The sequence below is a fragment of the Pseudogemmobacter lacusdianii genome, assembly GCF_030848395.1.
In the GTDB taxonomy this organism is placed as follows: Bacteria; Pseudomonadota; Alphaproteobacteria; order Rhodobacterales; family Rhodobacteraceae; genus Pseudogemmobacter; species Pseudogemmobacter lacusdianii.
Genome location: NZ_JAVDBT010000027.1, coordinates 1 through 16,892 on the forward strand (window position 1 = coordinate 1; position 16,892 = coordinate 16,892).

At 61.4% G+C, this 16,892-nt stretch carries 14 protein-coding genes and 1 tRNA gene; 1 reads left to right on the forward strand and 14 read right to left on the reverse strand.

The window, feature by feature from the left end; translation table 11 throughout:
• Window positions 1-315: 315 nt before the first annotated feature.
• The 13 genes from msrQ to Q9295_RS17595 all read right to left on the reverse strand — a co-directional run bounded on the left by msrQ (window position 316) and on the right by Q9295_RS17595 (window position 15,703).
• On the reverse strand, window positions 316-936 hold the full coding sequence (gene msrQ, locus Q9295_RS17535; protein WP_306681888.1) for a protein-methionine-sulfoxide reductase heme-binding subunit MsrQ: 621 nt from the start codon (window positions 934-936) through the stop codon (window positions 316-318).
• A gap of 31 nt (window positions 937-967) precedes the next feature.
• A complete protein-coding gene (gene msrP / locus Q9295_RS17540) occupies window positions 968-1,942 on the reverse strand; it encodes a protein-methionine-sulfoxide reductase catalytic subunit MsrP (protein WP_306681889.1) in 975 nt (324 codons plus the stop codon).
• 90 nt (window positions 1,943-2,032) lie between these two features.
• Window positions 2,033-2,200 carry a hypothetical protein gene (locus Q9295_RS17545; RefSeq protein ID WP_306681890.1) on the reverse strand — a complete coding sequence of 56 codons (168 nt, stop codon included), beginning with the start codon at window positions 2,198-2,200 and terminating at the stop codon, window positions 2,033-2,035.
• 56 nt (window positions 2,201-2,256) lie between these two features.
• Complete coding sequence (queG, locus tag Q9295_RS17550; protein ID WP_306681891.1) at window positions 2,257-3,306, reverse strand: tRNA epoxyqueuosine(34) reductase QueG; 1,050 nt, start codon at window positions 3,304-3,306, stop codon at window positions 2,257-2,259.
• A 70-nt stretch (window positions 3,307-3,376) separates the two neighbouring features.
• A complete protein-coding gene (fzlA, locus tag Q9295_RS17555) occupies window positions 3,377-4,042 on the reverse strand; it encodes an FtsZ-binding protein FzlA (protein ID WP_306681892.1) in 666 nt (221 codons plus the stop codon).
• A gap of 65 nt (window positions 4,043-4,107) precedes the next feature.
• Window positions 4,108-4,884 carry a monofunctional biosynthetic peptidoglycan transglycosylase gene (gene mtgA, locus Q9295_RS17560; protein WP_306681893.1) on the reverse strand — a complete coding sequence of 259 codons (777 nt, stop codon included), beginning with the start codon at window positions 4,882-4,884 and terminating at the stop codon, window positions 4,108-4,110.
• A 60-nt stretch (window positions 4,885-4,944) separates the two neighbouring features.
• On the reverse strand, window positions 4,945-5,316 hold the full coding sequence (locus tag Q9295_RS17565; RefSeq protein WP_306681894.1) for a cupin domain-containing protein: 372 nt from the start codon (window positions 5,314-5,316) through the stop codon (window positions 4,945-4,947).
• Between the two features lie 8 nt (window positions 5,317-5,324).
• Window positions 5,325-6,713: an NAD(P)/FAD-dependent oxidoreductase gene (locus Q9295_RS17570; protein WP_306681895.1), complete on the reverse strand. Its 1,389-nt coding sequence runs from the start codon at window positions 6,711-6,713 to the stop codon at window positions 5,325-5,327.
• Between the two features lie 91 nt (window positions 6,714-6,804).
• On the reverse strand, window positions 6,805-11,355 hold the full coding sequence (gene gltB / locus Q9295_RS17575) for a glutamate synthase large subunit (RefSeq protein WP_306681896.1): 4,551 nt from the start codon (window positions 11,353-11,355) through the stop codon (window positions 6,805-6,807).
• Between the two features lie 102 nt (window positions 11,356-11,457).
• Entirely contained in the window at window positions 11,458-12,195 is a 738-nt protein-coding gene (locus Q9295_RS17580; protein WP_306681897.1) for a hypothetical protein, read from the reverse strand.
• Between the two features lie 118 nt (window positions 12,196-12,313).
• Window positions 12,314-13,750, reverse strand: coding sequence for an NAD(P)-dependent oxidoreductase (locus Q9295_RS17585; protein WP_306681901.1), 1,437 nt, complete (start codon window positions 13,748-13,750; stop codon window positions 12,314-12,316).
• 162 nt (window positions 13,751-13,912) lie between these two features.
• Window positions 13,913-14,713, reverse strand: a complete 801-nt coding sequence (locus Q9295_RS17590) for an undecaprenyl-diphosphate phosphatase (RefSeq protein ID WP_306681898.1) — start codon at window positions 14,711-14,713, stop codon at window positions 13,913-13,915.
• Between the two features lie 3 nt (window positions 14,714-14,716).
• Window positions 14,717-15,703 (reverse strand): complex I NDUFA9 subunit family protein, encoded by a 987-nt coding sequence (locus Q9295_RS17595; RefSeq protein WP_306681899.1) that lies wholly within the window; start codon window positions 15,701-15,703, stop codon window positions 14,717-14,719.
• A gap of 147 nt (window positions 15,704-15,850) precedes the next feature.
• Between Q9295_RS17595 and Q9295_RS17600 the strand changes: the two genes are divergently transcribed.
• Window positions 15,851-15,935, forward strand: a tRNA-Leu gene (locus Q9295_RS17600).
• 112 nt (window positions 15,936-16,047) lie between these two features.
• Here Q9295_RS17600 and Q9295_RS17605 read toward each other — a convergent pair.
• On the reverse strand, window positions 16,048-16,773 hold the full coding sequence (locus tag Q9295_RS17605) for a GntR family transcriptional regulator (RefSeq protein WP_306681900.1): 726 nt from the start codon (window positions 16,771-16,773) through the stop codon (window positions 16,048-16,050).
• Window positions 16,774-16,892: the final 119 nt, after the last annotated feature.

Below are 16,892 nucleotides of genomic sequence, written 5' to 3' on the forward strand. Positions count from 1 at the left end.
ACAAAAACCACAGGGACACCAATCTCTTGGCGCTGCCTGCAACCTCGCATCCAGAATTTCGTATCGCAGCAATCTTTCAACCGCCGCTCCTTCCGCCTCCCGCCAACCTTCCGCTTTCGCTTCCGATCACCGCTCCGCTTCGGTGAGGCGGTATCTAGGCCTCACAGCAGGCAGCCGCAAGAGGGAAAAACCGCAGATCTTCAAAAAACTGACATATTTCCGGATTTTTCTTGTTTTCCCACGCTTTGAGAAACTTTTCGGCAAGTTGTGCGGGGCTGTAAGCAACTTTCTTTCGGCACCTTTCCGCAGAATCGCTCACCCTTCCCGCCGCGCCCTGCGGTTGAGGGGAATCGGCATCCGCAAAACCAGCAGCAGCACCGCCAGAGCGGCGTAGATCAGCAGCTCAACCGTCCAGATTCGGCTTAAGGTCACGAAATGCAGCACCGCCAGCGCCAGCGCGGGATAGGCGAGCCGGTGGAGCCGCCGCCAAGCGCCCGCCCCCATCCAGCGGATCGCCGCATTAGAAGAGGTGACCGCCAGCGGCATCAGGCACAGGAATCCCACCATGCCAAAGAGGATATAGGGCCGCTGCACCAGATCGGCCCAGATCTGTGGCCAACGCAGCCCCATATCGGGCCAAAGCCAGATCGTCAGATGCAGCGCGGCATATATAAAGCACAAAAGCCCCAAAGCGCGCCGGTGCTTCATCAGGTTCAGCCCCAGCCGCCGCAACGGCGTAACCGCCAGCGAGGCAAGAAGGAAGCGTAAAGCCCAAAGGCCAAGTTCGCGCTCCATCACCTTGGCGGGGTCCGGTCCCAGCTGGCCCCGCACCGTCAGATAGGCCAGCCAAAGGACGGGCAGCGCCCCAACACTATAGACGGCCCAACTGGGCAGCCGGCGCAGTTGGGCATTCAGCACGTCAAGAACAGCGGTCATGCGGGGCTCTCTCTGCGGCAAGCGGGCAGGATCAATAGTCCTGCGCCAGATCTTGGCCGGCATAAAGCTGCGCCACATATTCCCCATAGCCGTTGAACTTTTGCGTATCGACGCGGGCGGCAAAGAACCCGCCGCCAATCCGCCGCTCAGAGGCTTGGCTCCAGCGCGGATGGTCCACCTCGGGGTTCACATTGGCATAAAAGCCGTATTCCGAGGGCTGCAACTCTTGCCAGGTCGTGCGCGGCTGCTGATTGGTCAAAGTGATCCGCACCACCGATTTGATCGATTTGAAGCCGTATTTCCACGGCACCACCAGCCGGATCGGCGCACCGTTTTGCTTCGGCATCGGCTCACCATAAAGCCCGGTCGCCATCAGGGTCAGCGGGTTCATCGCCTCATCCAAGCGCAACCCCTCACGGTAAGGCCAATCGATGAAGCGACTGCTCTGGCCCGGCATCTCTTCAGGGCGCAGCACGGTTTCAAAGGCAACATGGGTGGCACCCGATTGCACCCCCACCCGATCCAGAAGCCCCGCCAGCGGGAAACCGATCCAAGGGATCACCATGCTCCAAGCCTCAACACAGCGCAGCCGATAGATCCGCTCCTCCAAGGGCTGTGCCTCGATCAGATCGGCGAGGTCATAACTGCCGGGCCGATCGACCATGCCATCAATGGTCACCGCCCAAGGATCGGTGGTGAAACCGTCCGAATAGGCCGCCGGATCGCCCTTCCCGGTGCCAAACTCGTAAAAGTTATTATAGCTGGTGATATCCTCGAAGGAGTTCATCGCCTCATCGGTGGAATAGGCGCTCGGCTCGGCCGCGATCTGCCCCAAGGCCGGAGCCGCGATCAGCGCCCCCATCCCACCAAGAAGCGCCCGCCGCGACCAAAGCCCCTGCGGCGTCACATCCGACCATCGCAAATCGCCCCGCCAGCCCCGGGGCTTCAACACCAAGGGCGCGGCCAAGCCCGCATCAGCGGGGGATTTCGGCGGGACAGCGGACATGGGCACACTCCTTTGCATCGCATCTTATAAGGATAACGAGCCGAGAGCCGCAGAAGTTGCACCCCTCTCACGCAAGCGTGCAAAAGTCCCTTAAACCTCGCGCCCCCGGGCAATGCGCAAAAACTGCTTCAGCCGCGAAGTCCCCGCCGCCGCCCGCGGCCGGTGCCAAGTCTCGCGCGGCGCGCGTGCCAGCCGCAAAAACTGCTGCAAGCGCGCGCCTGACGTGGGCTTGCGATGATCTGCCAGATGTTTGCTCATGCAGCGATCCTCCCTCACAAAGTCCCGCCCAGCCTAACACGCCCCGGCCCCGCGCCCTAATCCTTCTGGCCCGGCATGGGCAACAACCGGCCAAAGGCCCAAGCCGCCGCCTCGGCCACCACCGGGTCCGGATCCCCCATCAACCGCTCCGCCACCGGGCGCAGCTCCGCTAACCCTGAGTTTCCAATCGCATAAAGCACATTGCGCACCATCCGGTCGCGGCCAATCCGCTTGATCGGGCTGCCGGCAAAGCGCGCGCGAAACCCGGCATCATCCAAAGCCGCCAATTCCGCCAATTCCGGCGCGCCCACCTTCGGCTGATAGCCCAGATCCCGCGCCGCCACCGCGAACTTGTTCCAAGGGCAAGCCGCCAGACAATCATCGCAACCATAGATCCGGTTGCCCATCTTTCCCCGCAACTCCAGATCCACCGGCCCCTTATGCTCGATCGTCAGATATGAGATGCAGCGCCGCGCATCCAATTGATAAGGCGCGGGAAAGGCCTGCGTCGGACAGGCATCAAGACAAGCCCGACACGACCCACAATGGCTGCGCTCCGCCGCATCGGGCTCCAGCTCCATCGTGGTAAAGATCGCCCCCAGAAAGAACCAAGACCCCAGCTCGCGACTGAGAAGATTGGTATGTTTGCCCTGCCAGCCCAAACCCGCCGCCTGCGCCAAGGGCTTCTCCATCACCGGCGCGGTATCCACGAAAACCTTGATCTCGGTGCCATGCCCCTGCCGCGCAGCCTCATCCATGAACCAGCGCCCAAGCCGCTTCAGCCGCCGCTTCACCAGATCATGGTAATCCTTGCCTTGCGCATAGCAGCTGACCACCCCGCGCTCTGGCTCCTGCAAAGCCAAACAGGGATCATCCTCCGGCGTGTAAACCTCGGCCAGCATCACCACCGAGCGCGCCTCGGGCCATAAAGCCGCCGCTGATCCCCGCCACGCCTCGCGCTCGGCCATCCAAGCCATCTCGCCGTGGTGCCCAGCCTCCAAAAACGCCCGCAACCGCCCCGCCGCCTCCGGCACAGCATCCGGCCGACAGATCCCCATCGCCGAGAACCCCTCCGCCAAAGCCCTTTGCCGCAAAAGCTCTTTCATCTTGACCGAAATACTCCACGGGGGGTCTGGGGGGCGTGAAGCCCCCCAGCCTCAGCCCCGAAAGCCCACGTCAGAAATCCAAATCCGCATAATGCCGCGGCGGCGGGAAGCCCGGCACCTGATCGGCCAGAAGCGGGCGGAACGAGGGCCGCGACTTGATCTTGGCATACCAGTCCTTCAGCACCGCATGGCGGTTCCAATCGACATCGCTGATATAATCCAACGAGGACAAATGCGCCGCCGCGGTGAAGTCGGCCAAGGTCATATCATTGCCCGCCAACCAGCGCCGCTGATCCAAGAGCCAAGCCATGTAATCAAGGTGATACTTGATCCGGCTCGCCCCCGATTTCACATTCTTCGAATCCGGATAGCCCTGCCCCGAGATCTTCTTATTGACCCGCTCATAGAGCAGCTTCGAGGTCACCTCGTTGTGGAACTTATCATCGAACCAAGCGCAAAGCCGGCGCACCTCATAACGCGCCTCAATATCACGCGGGATCAGCTGCGGGCTGGGGATCAGCTCATCAAGATATTCGCAGATCGCCTGAGATTCGCTCAACGTGCGGTTCTCCATCCGCAAGACCGGCACCTTTCCGGCCGGGTTGCGGCGCAGGAAATCCGGCGTCGGCTCCCAGTAACGCTCTTCCACCAGCTCAACCTCGATGCGCTTCTCGGCAAGCGTCAACCGCACCTTGCGGCAGAAGGGCGACAGCGGAACATGGTAGAGGCGGTTCATCTTATTTTCCCAAAGTTTGCTCTTCCTAGCCGCCCATCGCGGCCCGTTGCAATCCCTGCGCCGGATTACCCTTCGAAACAGGCGGAACGCCCGTCCGCCTTGATCGTATCGGCCCCCGACAGGATCGCCCGCGTCCTTTTGCGCACGAAATCGCTGGGGTTCGAGGCCGAGCGGCGTTTGGGGTCCGGCAGCACCGCCGCCAGCCGTGCCGCTTGGGTCGGCGTCAGATCCTTGGCATCGACGCCAAAGTAATGCCGCGCCGCCGCTTGCACGCCAAAGACGCCCTCATCGAATTCCGCGACGTTCAGATAAACCTCCAAAATCCGCCGCTTCGACCAGAAGGTCTCCACCACCGGGGTCAGCACGCCTTCCATCGCTTTGCGCAGCCAGCTGCGGCCCTGCCAAAGGAAGACATTCTTCGCCACCTGCTGGCTGATGGTGGATGCCCCGCGATTGCTGCCTTCGGCAATCGCCTCGCGGATCGCTGACATATCAAAGCCCCAGTGGTTGCAGAAATTGGCATCCTCCGCCGCCACGGCCGAGCGCGCCATCGCCGGGGCCATGTCCTCCAGATCGACCCATTCCTTCTCGATGCCGCCCAGCCGCACCGCCTCGGACATCTGGTAAAGATTGATCGGCGGCGGCAGGAAGCTGAACAAGAGGATCAACGCGAAGAAGACCCCCACCACGCCCAAAGCCGCCCGCCGGGCCCAGCGCAGCAGTTTGCGTTTGCGAGACCGCGCCACGGGCTCGGGCTCCGGCGCGGGCGCAGGCACCGCGTCAGGCTTGGCTTTCGGCTTGCGCGCACGCGGCTTCTTGGGGGGATCAGGGCTTTCGGACATGAGGCTAGCTTAGGCCCGATGCCGCGCCTTTGGTCAAGCAGGCGCAAGGCCGCACGGCGGTTAACCCGCCGTCGACGCGGGATCGCTCAGGAAGGCATAGATCTTCCGGGTCCGCTCCACGATCTCCCACGTGCCCTTCCAGCCGCGCGGCAGCATGATTGCATCCCCCGGCCCAATCTCAACCCTTGTGCCATCGACATGGGTCATCACGATCTTGCCCTCAAGGAAATGGCAAAACTCCGCCGCCATGCTGCGATCGGCCGTGAACTTCCCCGGCGTGCATTCCCAAACGCCAATCTCCAAACTGCCATCCGGCGCGGTCCAAAGCGTGGCCGAAGCCTCTTGCTGCCCCGGCGTCAGCGTCGTCGGCTTATCGGCAAAGCCGCCAAGCTCCACCCCAGCCAGCCCTTTAAACACCGATAGATCGATCATCTTCCCCCTTACCGCCCCGTCAGCCGGTTCGCCCATGTCGCCAACCGCGAGGTCTCGCGCCCGCCGTCCCGCATCTCATTGCGGTCGGCTTTATGATACAGCCAATACATCCCATGCACGCCCAGCCAACGGAAAGGCTCCACCTCCCATTTGCGCGGCTTGCGGTTCACCCAAGGCAGCCCGGTCCGCTCGGTCGTCTTCTCCAAGACCAAATCCGCCAAGGTCTGGCCCGAGAAGTTCGAGGTCGAAACCCCAAGCCCCACATAGCCCCCCGCCCAGCCAATCCCGGTGTCCCCGTCCATCCCCACCGTCGCGCACCAATCGCGCGGCACGCCCAGAACCCCACACCAAACGTGGTCCAGCGCCACGCCTTTGGTCTGCGGCAACATCCGGTACAGGATCGCCTTCAGCTTCTCCACCGTCTCGGCTTGCGTCTCACCGCGCTGATCCGTGGCCGAGCCATAGCGGTACGGCACCCCGCGCCCGCCCATCGCAATCCGCCCCTCCCGCGTGCGCTGCGCATAGCAATAAGCATGCGAGCCATCGGCCAGAAGCTGCGAACCTTCCCAGCCAATCTCAGCCCAAAGCTTGTCTGACAAAGGCTCCGTCACCAAAATGGCCGAGTTCATCGGCAGCAACGCCCGCTCATTGCCCTTGATGCCATGGGTGTAACCCTCGGTCGCGCGGATGATCTTCTTGGCCGTCACCACGCCACGATTGGTCTCCACCCGGCCCGGCGAAATCCCCGTCACCGTTGTCTGCTCATAGATCGCCACGCCCTTGCGCGCGACCGCCTCGGCCAGCCCCCGCACCAGTTTGGCCGGCTGCACCCGCGCCACATCATGGCGCACCAAAGCCCCATGCGAGTCAGCGATCTTGATCCGCGACGCCGCCTCGGCCCCGTCGATCATCTCCAAACGCGAGGTCGGCACCTGCCAATCCATTGCCTCGTTATAGGAGTCCCGTAGCCGCGCCATCTGCGCCGGGCTTTGCGCGAATGTCAGACAATCCGTCATCAGGAAATCGCAATCGATCCCCTCTTTCTCGGTCACCCGTTTCACCTCGGCCACCGTGGTGCGCAACTGCCGCGCCCAGTCGATGATCTCGGCCTTCGTCCCCGAGGACAAATACCGCGACTTGCTCCAACCAAACTCGCCCGAGCACCAGCCGCCATTGCGCCCCGAGGCGCCATAGCCCGCGAACTCCTTTTCAACCACGGCGATCGACAGCCCCGGCTCTGCCTCTTTCAGATAATAGGCCGTCCAAAGCCCGGTGAACCCCGCGCCGATGATGCAAACATCGACCGTCTGATCCCCCGGCAGACCCGGCCGATATCCCGGCACGCCGCCAATATCGGCATACCAAAAGGAAACCTCGCCGTTCTTCTTCACATCCATCGCCGCCCCCGTATGCTCGCGTAAAGATTGCGCGGAATGCTGCATATGAAAAGAGGCCCCGAAGGGCCTCTCACTAAGGGTATGGCATCCCTTACTCTGCTGGCACCCGCGCAGGCTCATCCGACAAAGGATGCGCCAGATGCGGGATCATCTCGACCGGGCAGACCTGCAAGAAATTCGCCCGCTCTGCCGGCCAATCCGACAGGATCTTCGCCGCAACGCGCGAGCCGGTCTCGGCCGCATGCCGCTCGATCAGAGCTTTCAGCTGCGCCTCCCAATGCGGATGCGCCACAGCGCAGGTCAGCAGGGATTCCGGGTTCACGAAATCTTCCGCCACGCCTTCGGGGTCATAGATATAGGCCATGCCGCCGGTCATCCCGGCGCCAAAGTTCGCGCCAATCGTGCCAAGGATCACCGCAACCCCGCCGGTCATATATTCGCAACCGTTCGAGCCGCAGCCCTCCACCACCACATTGGCGCCCGAGTTGCGCACCGCAAACCGCTCACCGGCGCGACCCGAGGCGAACAGATTGCCCGCCGTCGCCCCGTAAAGCACGGTATTGCCGATGATCGTGTTCTGCTCAGGCTTCAAGGGCGAGGCCATCGGCGGGCGCACCGTGATGGTGGCACCCGACAGACCCTTGCCAACATAGTCATTGGCATCGCCCATCACCTCGATCTTCAACCCCTGCACCGCGAATGCGCCCAAGGATTGGCCGCAAGACCCGGTCAGCTTCACCGTCAGGTGGTCGGGCTGAAGGCTGTTCTTCATGCCAAACTTCTTGACGATATGACTAGACGCCCGCGTGCCGATGGTCCGCAGCGTGTTGCGCACCGCGTAAGACAGCTGCATCTTCTCGCCGTCCTCAAAGAAGCGGTGACCATCTTTGATGATCTCGGCATCCAAAGTATCCGGCACCGCATTGCGCGGCTTCGAGCGGTCATAGGTGATCGACTTCGACCCATCGACGCTGATGAGCAGCGGGTTAAGGTCAAGATCATCCAGATCAGCATGGCCACGGCTGACCTGCGTCAACAGATCCGCCCGGCCAATGATCTCATCCAACGACCGCGCCCCGATGGAGGCGAGGATTTCCCGCACCTCTTGCGCATAGAAGGTGATAAGGTTCACCACCTTATCGGCATTACCAGTGAACTTGGCGCGGAGCGCATCGTTTTGCGTGCACACGCCCACCGGGCAGGTGTTCGACTGGCACTGACGCACCATGATGCAGCCCATCGCGATCAGCGCGGCGGTGCCGATGCCGAACTCTTCCGCCCCCATCATCGCCGCCATGACGATATCGCGCCCCGTGCGCAGACCGCCATCGGTGCGCAAGGTCACCCGCTCGCGCAGGTTGTTCATCGCCAGAACCTGATGCGCCTCGGTCAGACCCATCTCCCACGGCAGACCGGCATATTTAATGCTGGTCGCAGGCGATGCCCCGGTGCCGCCGTTATGGCCCGAGACCAAGATCACATCGGCTTTCGCCTTCGCCACCCCGGCCGCAATCGTGCCCACACCGGACGAAGACACCAGCTTCACCGTCACCTTGGCGCGCGGGTTGATCTGCTTCAGATCATAGATCAGCTGCGCCAAATCTTCGATCGAGTAGATGTCATGGTGCGGCGGCGGCGAGATCAGCGTTACCCCCTTGGTCGAATGCCGCAGACGCGCGATCAGCTCGGTCACTTTCATGCCCGGCAGCTGGCCGCCCTCACCCGGTTTCGCGCCTTGGGCAACCTTGATCTCCAGCTCTTCACAAGCGTTGAGATATTCCGCCGTCACACCAAACCGGCCCGAGGCCACTTGTTTGATCTTGGCAGACGGGTTGTCGCCATTGGCCTCCGGCAGGAAATGCGCCGGATCTTCGCCGCCCTCGCCGCTGTCAGACTTCGCACCAATCCGGTTCATCGCCACGTTCAGCGTCTTATGCGCCTCGGGCGACAGCGCCCCCAAAGACATCCCCGGCGTCACGAAACGCTTGCGGATCGAGGTGATCGATTCGACCTCTTCAATCGCCACCGGCTTGCCCAAAGGCTTCACATCCAGAAGATCGCGCAGATGGATCGGCGGATTGGCCCGCATCGCAGCAGAATAGGTCTTCCACAGATCATAGCTGGCGCGGTCACAGGCCGATTGCAGCAAATGCATCGTCTGCGCTTCCCAAGCATGTTTCTCGCCCGAGCGCCGCGCCTTATAAATCCCGCCAATCGGCAGCACTTCCGCGCCGCCCAGCCAGCCCTTGCGGTGCACCTCTTCCAGCTTCGCCTCAACCCCGTGCAAACCAATGCCCGAGATCCGGCTTTGCATGCCGGGGAAATACTCCGCCACCATCGAGCGGCTGAGGCCCACCGCCTCAAAGTTCAGCCCGCCGCGATAAGACGAGATCACCGAGATCCCCATCTTCGACATGATCTTCAACAGACCCGCGTCAATCGCATCGCGGTACCGCACCATCGCCTGATTAAGCGTGCCGTCGAGCAAGCCCCGGTCGATCCGGTCCGCAATCGAATCCTGCGCCAGATAGGGGTTCACCGTCGTCGCCCCCGACCCCACCAACACCGCAAAATAATGCGGATCGATGCATTCCGCCGAACGCACGTTGATCGAGCAGAAGGTCCGCAGCCCCTTCCGCGTCAGCCACGAATGCACCGCCGAGGTCGCCAAGATCATCGGCATCCCAACCTTCTCCGGCCCCTGATGCTCATCCGTCAGCACCAATTGCCCGGCACCCGAGCGCACGGCATCTTCCGCTTCCGCCCGAATCCGCTCCAAAGCCACCCGCAGATCGTCATGACCCTCTGCCACCGGGAAGGTGCAGTCGATGAAGGCCACCTGCTCGCCAAACCGCTCCACCAGCACGTCAAACTCGGCATTGGCCAAGAACGGGCTGTCCAGCACCAGAATCTCGCTCTGGCTGGAATTCTCATCCAGCACGTTGCGCAAATTGCCGAACCGCGTCTTCAGGCTCATCACCCGGCCTTCGCGAAGGCTGTCAATCGGCGGGTTGGTGACTTGGCTAAAGTTCTGCCGGAAATAATGGCTGAGCGGCCGATAGACCGAAGACAACACCGCCGGCGGCGTGTCATCCCCCATCGAGGCGACCATCTCCTTGCCGTCCTCGGCCATCGGCACCAAGACCTGCTCAAGCTCTTCCAGCGTGAAGCCCGCCGCAATCTGCCGCTTGCGCAGCTCAGACCCGGTATAGGTCACCGTTTCCGGCACATCGCGCAGCATATCGTTCAGCTCAACGACCTTCTCGATCCACTCGCCATAGGGCTGGGCCGAGGCCAGACGGTCCTTCATCTCGGTATCGTGGTAAAGCTTGCCCTCGACCATATCGACAGCAATCATCTGCCCCGGCCCAAGCGCGCCCTTCTCCCGCACGGTCATCTCATCGACCGGCACCATCCCGGCTTCCGAGCCGGCAATCAGCATCCCGTCCCCGGTCACCACATAGCGCATCGGCCGCAACCCGTTGCGGTCCAAACCGCCGCAAACCCAGCGCCCATCCGTCATCGCCAAAGCCGCCGGACCATCCCAAGGCTCGATGACCGAGTTGCAATAGGAATACATATCCGCCCAAGCCTTGGGCATATTCACCACTTGCTTCGACCAAGCTTCCGGCACCAGCATGGTCTTCGCCATCGGGGCCGAGCGGCCCGAGCGCACCATCACCTCAAAGACCGCATCCAAAGCGCCCGAGTCTGAGGTGCCGCCGGGAATGATCGGCTTGATATCCTCGGCCATCTCGCCAAAGGCGCTGGAGGCCATGCGGATCTCATGGCTCTTCATCCAATTGACGTTGCCTTTCAGCGTGTTGATCTCGCCGTTATGCGCCAACATGCGGAAGGGCTGCGCCAACCACCATTGCGGGAAAGTGTTGGTGGAATAGCGCTGGTGATAGATCGCAAAGGCGCTCTCAAACCGCTGATCTTCCAGATCCGGGTAGAAGACCGCGACCTGCTCGGCCAGCATCATGCCTTTGTAGATGATCGACCGGCACGAAAGGCTGCACAGATAGCAGCCGTAAATCCCCGCAGCCGAGACCGCTTTCTCAATCCGGCGGCGGATGATGTAAAGCTCACGCTCAAACTGTTCGTGGTCGATGTCCTTCTCACAGCGGATCAGGATTTGCTCAATTTCGGGCCGGGTCGCATTGGCCTTCTCGCCCAGAACCGAGATATCCACCGGCACATGCCGCCAGCCATAGATATAATGGCCCATCCGCAGAACTTCGGTCTCCACGATGGTCCGGCAGCGCTCTTGCGCGCCAAAATCGGTGCGCGGCAGGAAGACTTGCCCCACGGCAATCAGCTTCTTCGGATCGGGCTCATGCCCGGTGCGGCGCACCACATCATAGAAGAAATCGACCGGGATTTGCAGATGGATGCCTGCGCCGTCGCCGGTCTTGCCATCGGCATCCACCGCGCCCCGGTGCCAAATCGCCTTCAGCGCATTGATGCCCGCATCCACCACCTTGCGGCTCGGCTTGCCCGAGACCGCAACGACCAGACCCACGCCGCAGGATGAATGCTCATCCTCAGTCTTATAAAGACTGTTGGCGTCCATCCACGCGCGTTTCTCTTCCTCGCTGCGGACGTATTCGGCTTCCCAATCTGCATCAAAGCGGGTCATTGGTGGTTCCTTTCAGGCGAAATTGGCATTCGGCTGGCAAAGCGTTCCGCTCGCCGCCGCAGCTATTGGTCAGGCGCAAAAGCGCCCCTGCCGGGGTGCGGCTCATGGCGCATCCCCGGGCGTATATTTGGCGCGCCAGATCGGCGCTTGGGCTGGCGACGCTTCCGCCGTCAGCGCATCGCAATCAAACATCGGTTGGGTCGCGGCAAAGCCCTTCTCGCCGGGAAAGATGAAATCCACCGGGCTGCCGTCCAAGGGCCGCCACTGGCCATCGCCAAAGTCAGCCTCGCCCGGACCGGAAAAGAACATCCGCCACTCGCGCGAGATATATTCAAAGCCCCGGCCCCGGCGCAGGATATTGCCCGCCATATCGGTCTCCGTGAAGTCGAACTCGGTCTCGTCCAAGGTCACGCCGTCGATCACCGCCACTTTGCCGGTCAATCGGTCATAACCACTGACCAAACTCCGCCCACCCATGTCGTCGCTCTGCTGGAACTCAAAACTGTCCAGCCCCGAGCCCACCAGTTCCGAGAACCGCGCCGGATCGGCCGGATTGGGCTCAAGTTGGGTGCGGCTCACACCGTCGAAGCTTTCGACCCATTCGGTCTCGGCATTGATCCGGCTTTGGAAGAACAGCCCCTCTTGGTCGAAATCCGCGCGCCATTGATCGCCCTTGGGATCAGCCGAGCAGCGGTAATGGTTCGAGACCCGGCAAAGCTTGGCCTGCACGGTCAGGAAAATCTCGCAGCCCTCGGGCGCGGTCCAGACCCGCGCTTGGGCGGCGGGCGCTTGGATCAAAAGGCCCGCGCTCAGCAGGCAAAAGGCCAGAGTCTTCCGCATCACTTTCCCTCCTGAACCGACCAGCCGCGCGGCCCCCGCCTTGGATGGCGTCCCGGCACAGAGCCAGACGAAAACCATACCAAAGCCATACGTAAGCCAGACGTAATCCAGACCCCGATTATTCAGCTGCCACGACGCTTTGCTGCGAAAGATAGCTCAGGATCGATTCCGCCGCCTCACGGCCATCGCGGATCGCCCAAACCACCAACGAAGCGCCCCGAACGATGTCGCCCGCGGCATAAACGCCGGGCAAGCTCGTGGCATGGCTGCGGAAATCAGCCTTGATCGTGCCCCAGCGGGTCACGGCCAATTCCGGCACGCCCCAGAGGGTTGGGATGTCTTCCGGCTCAAAGCCCAAGGCCTGAACCACCAGATCGGCAGGCTCAAGATAATCAGCGCCTTCAATGACTTCCGGCGCTTGACGGCCCGTTGCATCCGGCTGACCAAGGCGCATTTTCTGCACCATCACGCCACCAACTTGGCCCTCACCGGCAAAGCCTTTCGGCGCGGCCAGCCAGACAAATTCAACGCCCTCTTCCTCGGCATTCTGCACTTCGCGCTGCGAGCCAGGCATATTGGCCCGATCCCGGCGATACAGGCATTTGACCGAGGTCGCGCCTTGCCGGATCGCGGTGCGCACACAATCCATTGCGGTATCACCGCCGCCGATCACAACCACTCGCTTGCCCTTGGCATTGAGCGTGCCATCTTCAAAGCTCGCAACCTCATCGCCAAAGCTTTGGCGGTTGGAAACCGTCAGGTAATCCAGCGCCTTCACGATGCCATTCAGAGCCGCACCGGGCGCTTCAATTTCGCGGATTTTGTAGACGCCGGTGGCGATCAACACAGCATCATGTTGTCCACGGATCGCATCAAAGGTCAGATCCTCGCCCACATTACAGTTCATCACGAACTGCACACCCGCCTCGCGCAGCTGGTCATTGCGGCGCATAACCACATCTTTTTCCAGCTTAAATCCGGGAATGCCGTAGGTCAGCAGGCCGCCCGCACGGTCATAACGGTCATAGACCGTGACCTGCACGCCTTGGCGGCGCAAAACATCCGCCGCCGCCAGCCCGCCCGGCCCCGCCCCGATGATCCCCACCGATTCCACCCGCTCACTTCCCGGCCGGATCGGCTTGACCCAGCCATTCTCCCAAGCGGTGTCGGTCAGATATTTCTCAACCGCACCAATGGTTACCGTGCCATGCCCCGATTGCTCGATGACGCAATTGCCCTCGCAAAGCCGGTCCTGCGGGCAGATCCGACCGCAGATTTCGGGGAAGGTATTGGTGGCTTGGCTCAGCTCATAAGCCTCTTGCAACCGCCCCTCGGCGGTCAGGCGGAGCCAGTCGGGGATGTTGTTCGACAGCGGGCAATGCGCTTGGCAATAGGGCACGCCACATTGGCTGCACCGACTGGCCTGCTCAGCGGCCTTTTGGGCAGCGAACTCCCGGTAAATCTCACCGAAATCCTGTGAGCGCAAAGTCGCGTCCCGCTTCGCGGGCATTTCTTTGCCCAAGGTGACGAACTTCAACATCTTCTGCGTGGCCACGGCTGCGCCTCCCATCGGGATTTCCTCAGTCGCGCCTTCCTACAGAGCTTACCGCAGAAATAAAAGTCAGCAGAGATTACCTAGTTTTAGATTTTTCGCAAAGTGAGGCAAAAATTTCACGCCTCACTCCGATAAATAGGTCATCTTAAGTTCCCAAAAACACTAAAACCCCAATGAAAGCAGGGCCAGAGCACCCGCCCCGACGATGATTCTCCACCAACCAAACAGCGCATAACCGTTGCGGCTGATGTAATTGAGCACCCAACGCACCACGACTAGCGCGGTCAGGAAGGCCACAGTGAAGCCAATCGCGATGTCCCAGACCGCTGCGAAGTCCAGAACCTCGCGATTCTTGTAAAGATCGAGTGCGACCGCCCCACCCATCGTCGGCAAACTGAGAAGGAAGGAAAATTCCGCCGCTGCGCGCTTTTCCACCCCCATCAGCAAAGCACCAACAATCGTGGCACCCGAGCGCGACACGCCGGGGATCATCGCTACACACTGGCAAAAGCCGATCGCCAGCGATTTGCGCAAAGGCAGCTCTAGCGCATTGAAGTGAACGGGTCTTGGCGCGATCCGGTCGATCACAAGCAGCACCACGCCACCAAGGATCAGCATCACGGCAATCAAAACCGGCGTCTCGAAGAGCACGTTCTTGATGAAGCCATGCAGCGCAAGACCGATCACCACCGCCGGGATGAAGGCCAAGAACAGCGAGAGAATCGAGCGCCGCGCCGCTGCTTCATGCCGCGCGCGCAGGATCAGGCGGGCCAAAAGCACCGCATAGACCGAGATCAGCGCGAAGATGGCGCCAAGCTGGATAACGACCTCAAAGGTCTTCCCCTCGGATTCGAAGCCGAGGAAATGGCCGGCCAACAGAAGATGGCCGGTCGAGGACACCGGGAGGAACTCTGTCACCCCCTCCAGTAAACCAAGCAGGGCGGCGGTCAGAGTGTTATCCAAGGGTCAGACTTTCTTAAGGTTCTTGGCCGATGCTTTGATGGCAGCGTATTGCCCCGAAGGACGGAAGCGCCACAGATACTCGGGCAGGATGCTGTCGAGGGTCGTAGGCTGAATGCCCAGATCCGCCAAACCACGCGCACCGTCCGAGACCACATTATCCGGGCCCAAAGTGTTCAGCTGGTCGCGGGTCAAAAGCTTGTTGGCGACCAGACCCAAAGTCAGCGTTTCAACTGCATCCGCACCAAAGGCGATGAGTTTCATCACAAATGTTGGCATCGGCAGCACCAGACGACGACGCTGCACCTCGGCCAGCATCCGACCGATCAGGCCGCGGAACGTGTCCACTTCCGGCCCGCCCAGCTCATAGACGCCCGGCGCGGCCTGGCCGAGAACCGCCTTTTCAGCCGCCGCAGCCACATCATCCACAAAGACCGGTTGCATCAGGGTTTGCGCTTTCGGCAAGGGCAGCACCGGGAACATCGCCGCCAACGCACCGAAACGGTTAAAGAAACCATCTTCCAGACCGAAGATCACCGAAGGCCGCAGAATCACCGCCGAGGGATAGGCCGCAAGCAAAGCGGACTCACCTTCAGCCTTGCTGCGCGCATAAAGCGAAGGGCCATTCACATCAGCGCCAATCGCCGACAGATGCACCAGTTGCGCCACGCCCTGCTCGGCCGCGATGCGGCCGATCCGGCCTGCCCCCTCGGCCTGCACAGCCTGCTGATTGTTCTTGCCCATCCGCTGGAAAGTGCCAACGCAGTTCACCACCGCATCCGCCCCCAGCATCACCGCGCGCACCGAGGCATCATCGCGGATGTTGCAGAACACAGGCTCGACCTGACCCGGGGCGCCATAGCTCTTCACAAAGAGCGACTCATTCGGCCGACGCGAGGCCACGCGGACCCGCCAGCCCTGTTTGGCCATCCGCCGTGCGATGTAACGGCCGACGAATCCGGCGCCGCCGTAGATGGTGACCAGCTTGCTCATACCCGTGATCTCCCGGCTGAATGGCTTGTGGCGTTGAATATAACCGCATGCCCCGACCATCAAGCACGAATGGTCGATAGGTTTTTTTAAACAACATGTTCGACCCGTGTTGACACTCCCCGCTGCCCACTCTAAATCGCCCTCAGTGCCCAGATGGCGGAATTGGTAGACGCACTGGTTTCAGGTACCAGCGCCGCAAGGCGTGGAGGTTCGAGTCCTCTTCTGGGCACCACTACCACACAGATCGAGAGCGATCAGGAGCGATGATTATCGCAAACCCGCTCTTGTATGTGTTTGAATCCCCTGAACATTCCCCAAGCGACAAAAGCCCCCTCGGCCCTGGCTTATCGCAGGGGTTTGGTCATTGCGGCTTCAGCCGCTTCGTCTTCGACCAAGCGCCGGATCGCGCCTTCTGAAGCATTACGCACATGCAGGCGCGCCGCAGCCCAGGCAGCATCGCCGTCCCGCTGTCTCAGCGCCGCCATCAGGGCATCAAGGTCGCACAGCATTACACCGACACGCTCCGATTCGAGCATCGTCGAGCGGTGCAATTGACGATTGTTGTTCAAAATCTCGGTCAGGATTTTTCGCAGATAATCATTGCCGCATCCCAGCAGAAGAATCCGATAGAATTCTTGCTTTAGCTCAATCAACCCTCGACTGTCGTTTGCCCCCGATTGACCGCGGATCTTACCAATCACCGCCTCGAGCCGCTCCATATAATTATCAGAGGCATTTACAGCGAAATTCTGCGCAGCGAATGCTTCAAGCACGGCACGCAGATCGTAAAGCTGGCGCGCCTCATTCGCCGTGACCTGCCGCACGAAGGTGCCTCTATATGGTTTGGTCACCACCAAACCCTCGGCCTCGAGCTGGCGCACAGCCTCACGCACCACGGTGCGGCTGACGTTATAGGTCTCCTGCAGCTCACGGTCCGAAAGGTGATAATGCGGCGGGAAATGGCCGTCAACGATCGCCGAGCGCAGTGCGTCCTCCAAGCGACGCCGCACGGTCACCGCGGGCACCCCACGCTTTCCGACCTCATTGCTGAGTTTATCTCGTTGGTTCATGTTTAAGCTCTTCTCGATGCACCGGCCTGCTGGCCGCTGTTCCCCAGCCTCAGCTAGGGTCAGGACCCATTGATTATCCACTCGCGGCGTGATTCAGGCTCCGCGAGGAGACTGACAGA

Excerpts from the sequence above, each read along its gene's own strand:
- fzlA (WP_306681892.1), bottom strand. The coding sequence starts at position 4,042 with ATGAACCGCCTCTACCATGTTCCGCTGTCGCCCTTCTGCCGCAAGGTG.
- gltB (WP_306681896.1), bottom strand. The coding sequence starts at position 11,355 with ATGACCCGCTTTGATGCAGATTGGGAAGCCGAATACGTCCGCAGCGAG.
- Q9295_RS17565 (WP_306681894.1), bottom strand. The coding sequence starts at position 5,316 with ATGATCGATCTATCGGTGTTTAAAGGGCTGGCTGGGGTGGAGCTTGGC.
- queG (WP_306681891.1), bottom strand. The coding sequence starts at position 3,306 with ATGAAAGAGCTTTTGCGGCAAAGGGCTTTGGCGGAGGGGTTCTCGGCG.
- Q9295_RS17580 (WP_306681897.1), bottom strand. The coding sequence starts at position 12,195 with ATGCGGAAGACTCTGGCCTTTTGCCTGCTGAGCGCGGGCCTTTTGATC.
- Q9295_RS17570 (WP_306681895.1), bottom strand. The coding sequence starts at position 6,713 with ATGGATGTGAAGAAGAACGGCGAGGTTTCCTTTTGGTATGCCGATATT.
- msrP (WP_306681889.1), bottom strand. The coding sequence starts at position 1,942 with ATGTCCGCTGTCCCGCCGAAATCCCCCGCTGATGCGGGCTTGGCCGCG.
- Q9295_RS17545 (WP_306681890.1), bottom strand. The coding sequence starts at position 2,200 with ATGAGCAAACATCTGGCAGATCATCGCAAGCCCACGTCAGGCGCGCGC.
- Q9295_RS17605 (WP_306681900.1), bottom strand. The coding sequence starts at position 16,773 with ATGAACCAACGAGATAAACTCAGCAATGAGGTCGGAAAGCGTGGGGTG.
- mtgA (WP_306681893.1), bottom strand. The coding sequence starts at position 4,884 with ATGTCCGAAAGCCCTGATCCCCCCAAGAAGCCGCGTGCGCGCAAGCCG.
- Q9295_RS17595 (WP_306681899.1), bottom strand. The coding sequence starts at position 15,703 with ATGAGCAAGCTGGTCACCATCTACGGCGGCGCCGGATTCGTCGGCCGT.
- msrQ (WP_306681888.1), bottom strand. The coding sequence starts at position 936 with ATGACCGCTGTTCTTGACGTGCTGAATGCCCAACTGCGCCGGCTGCCC.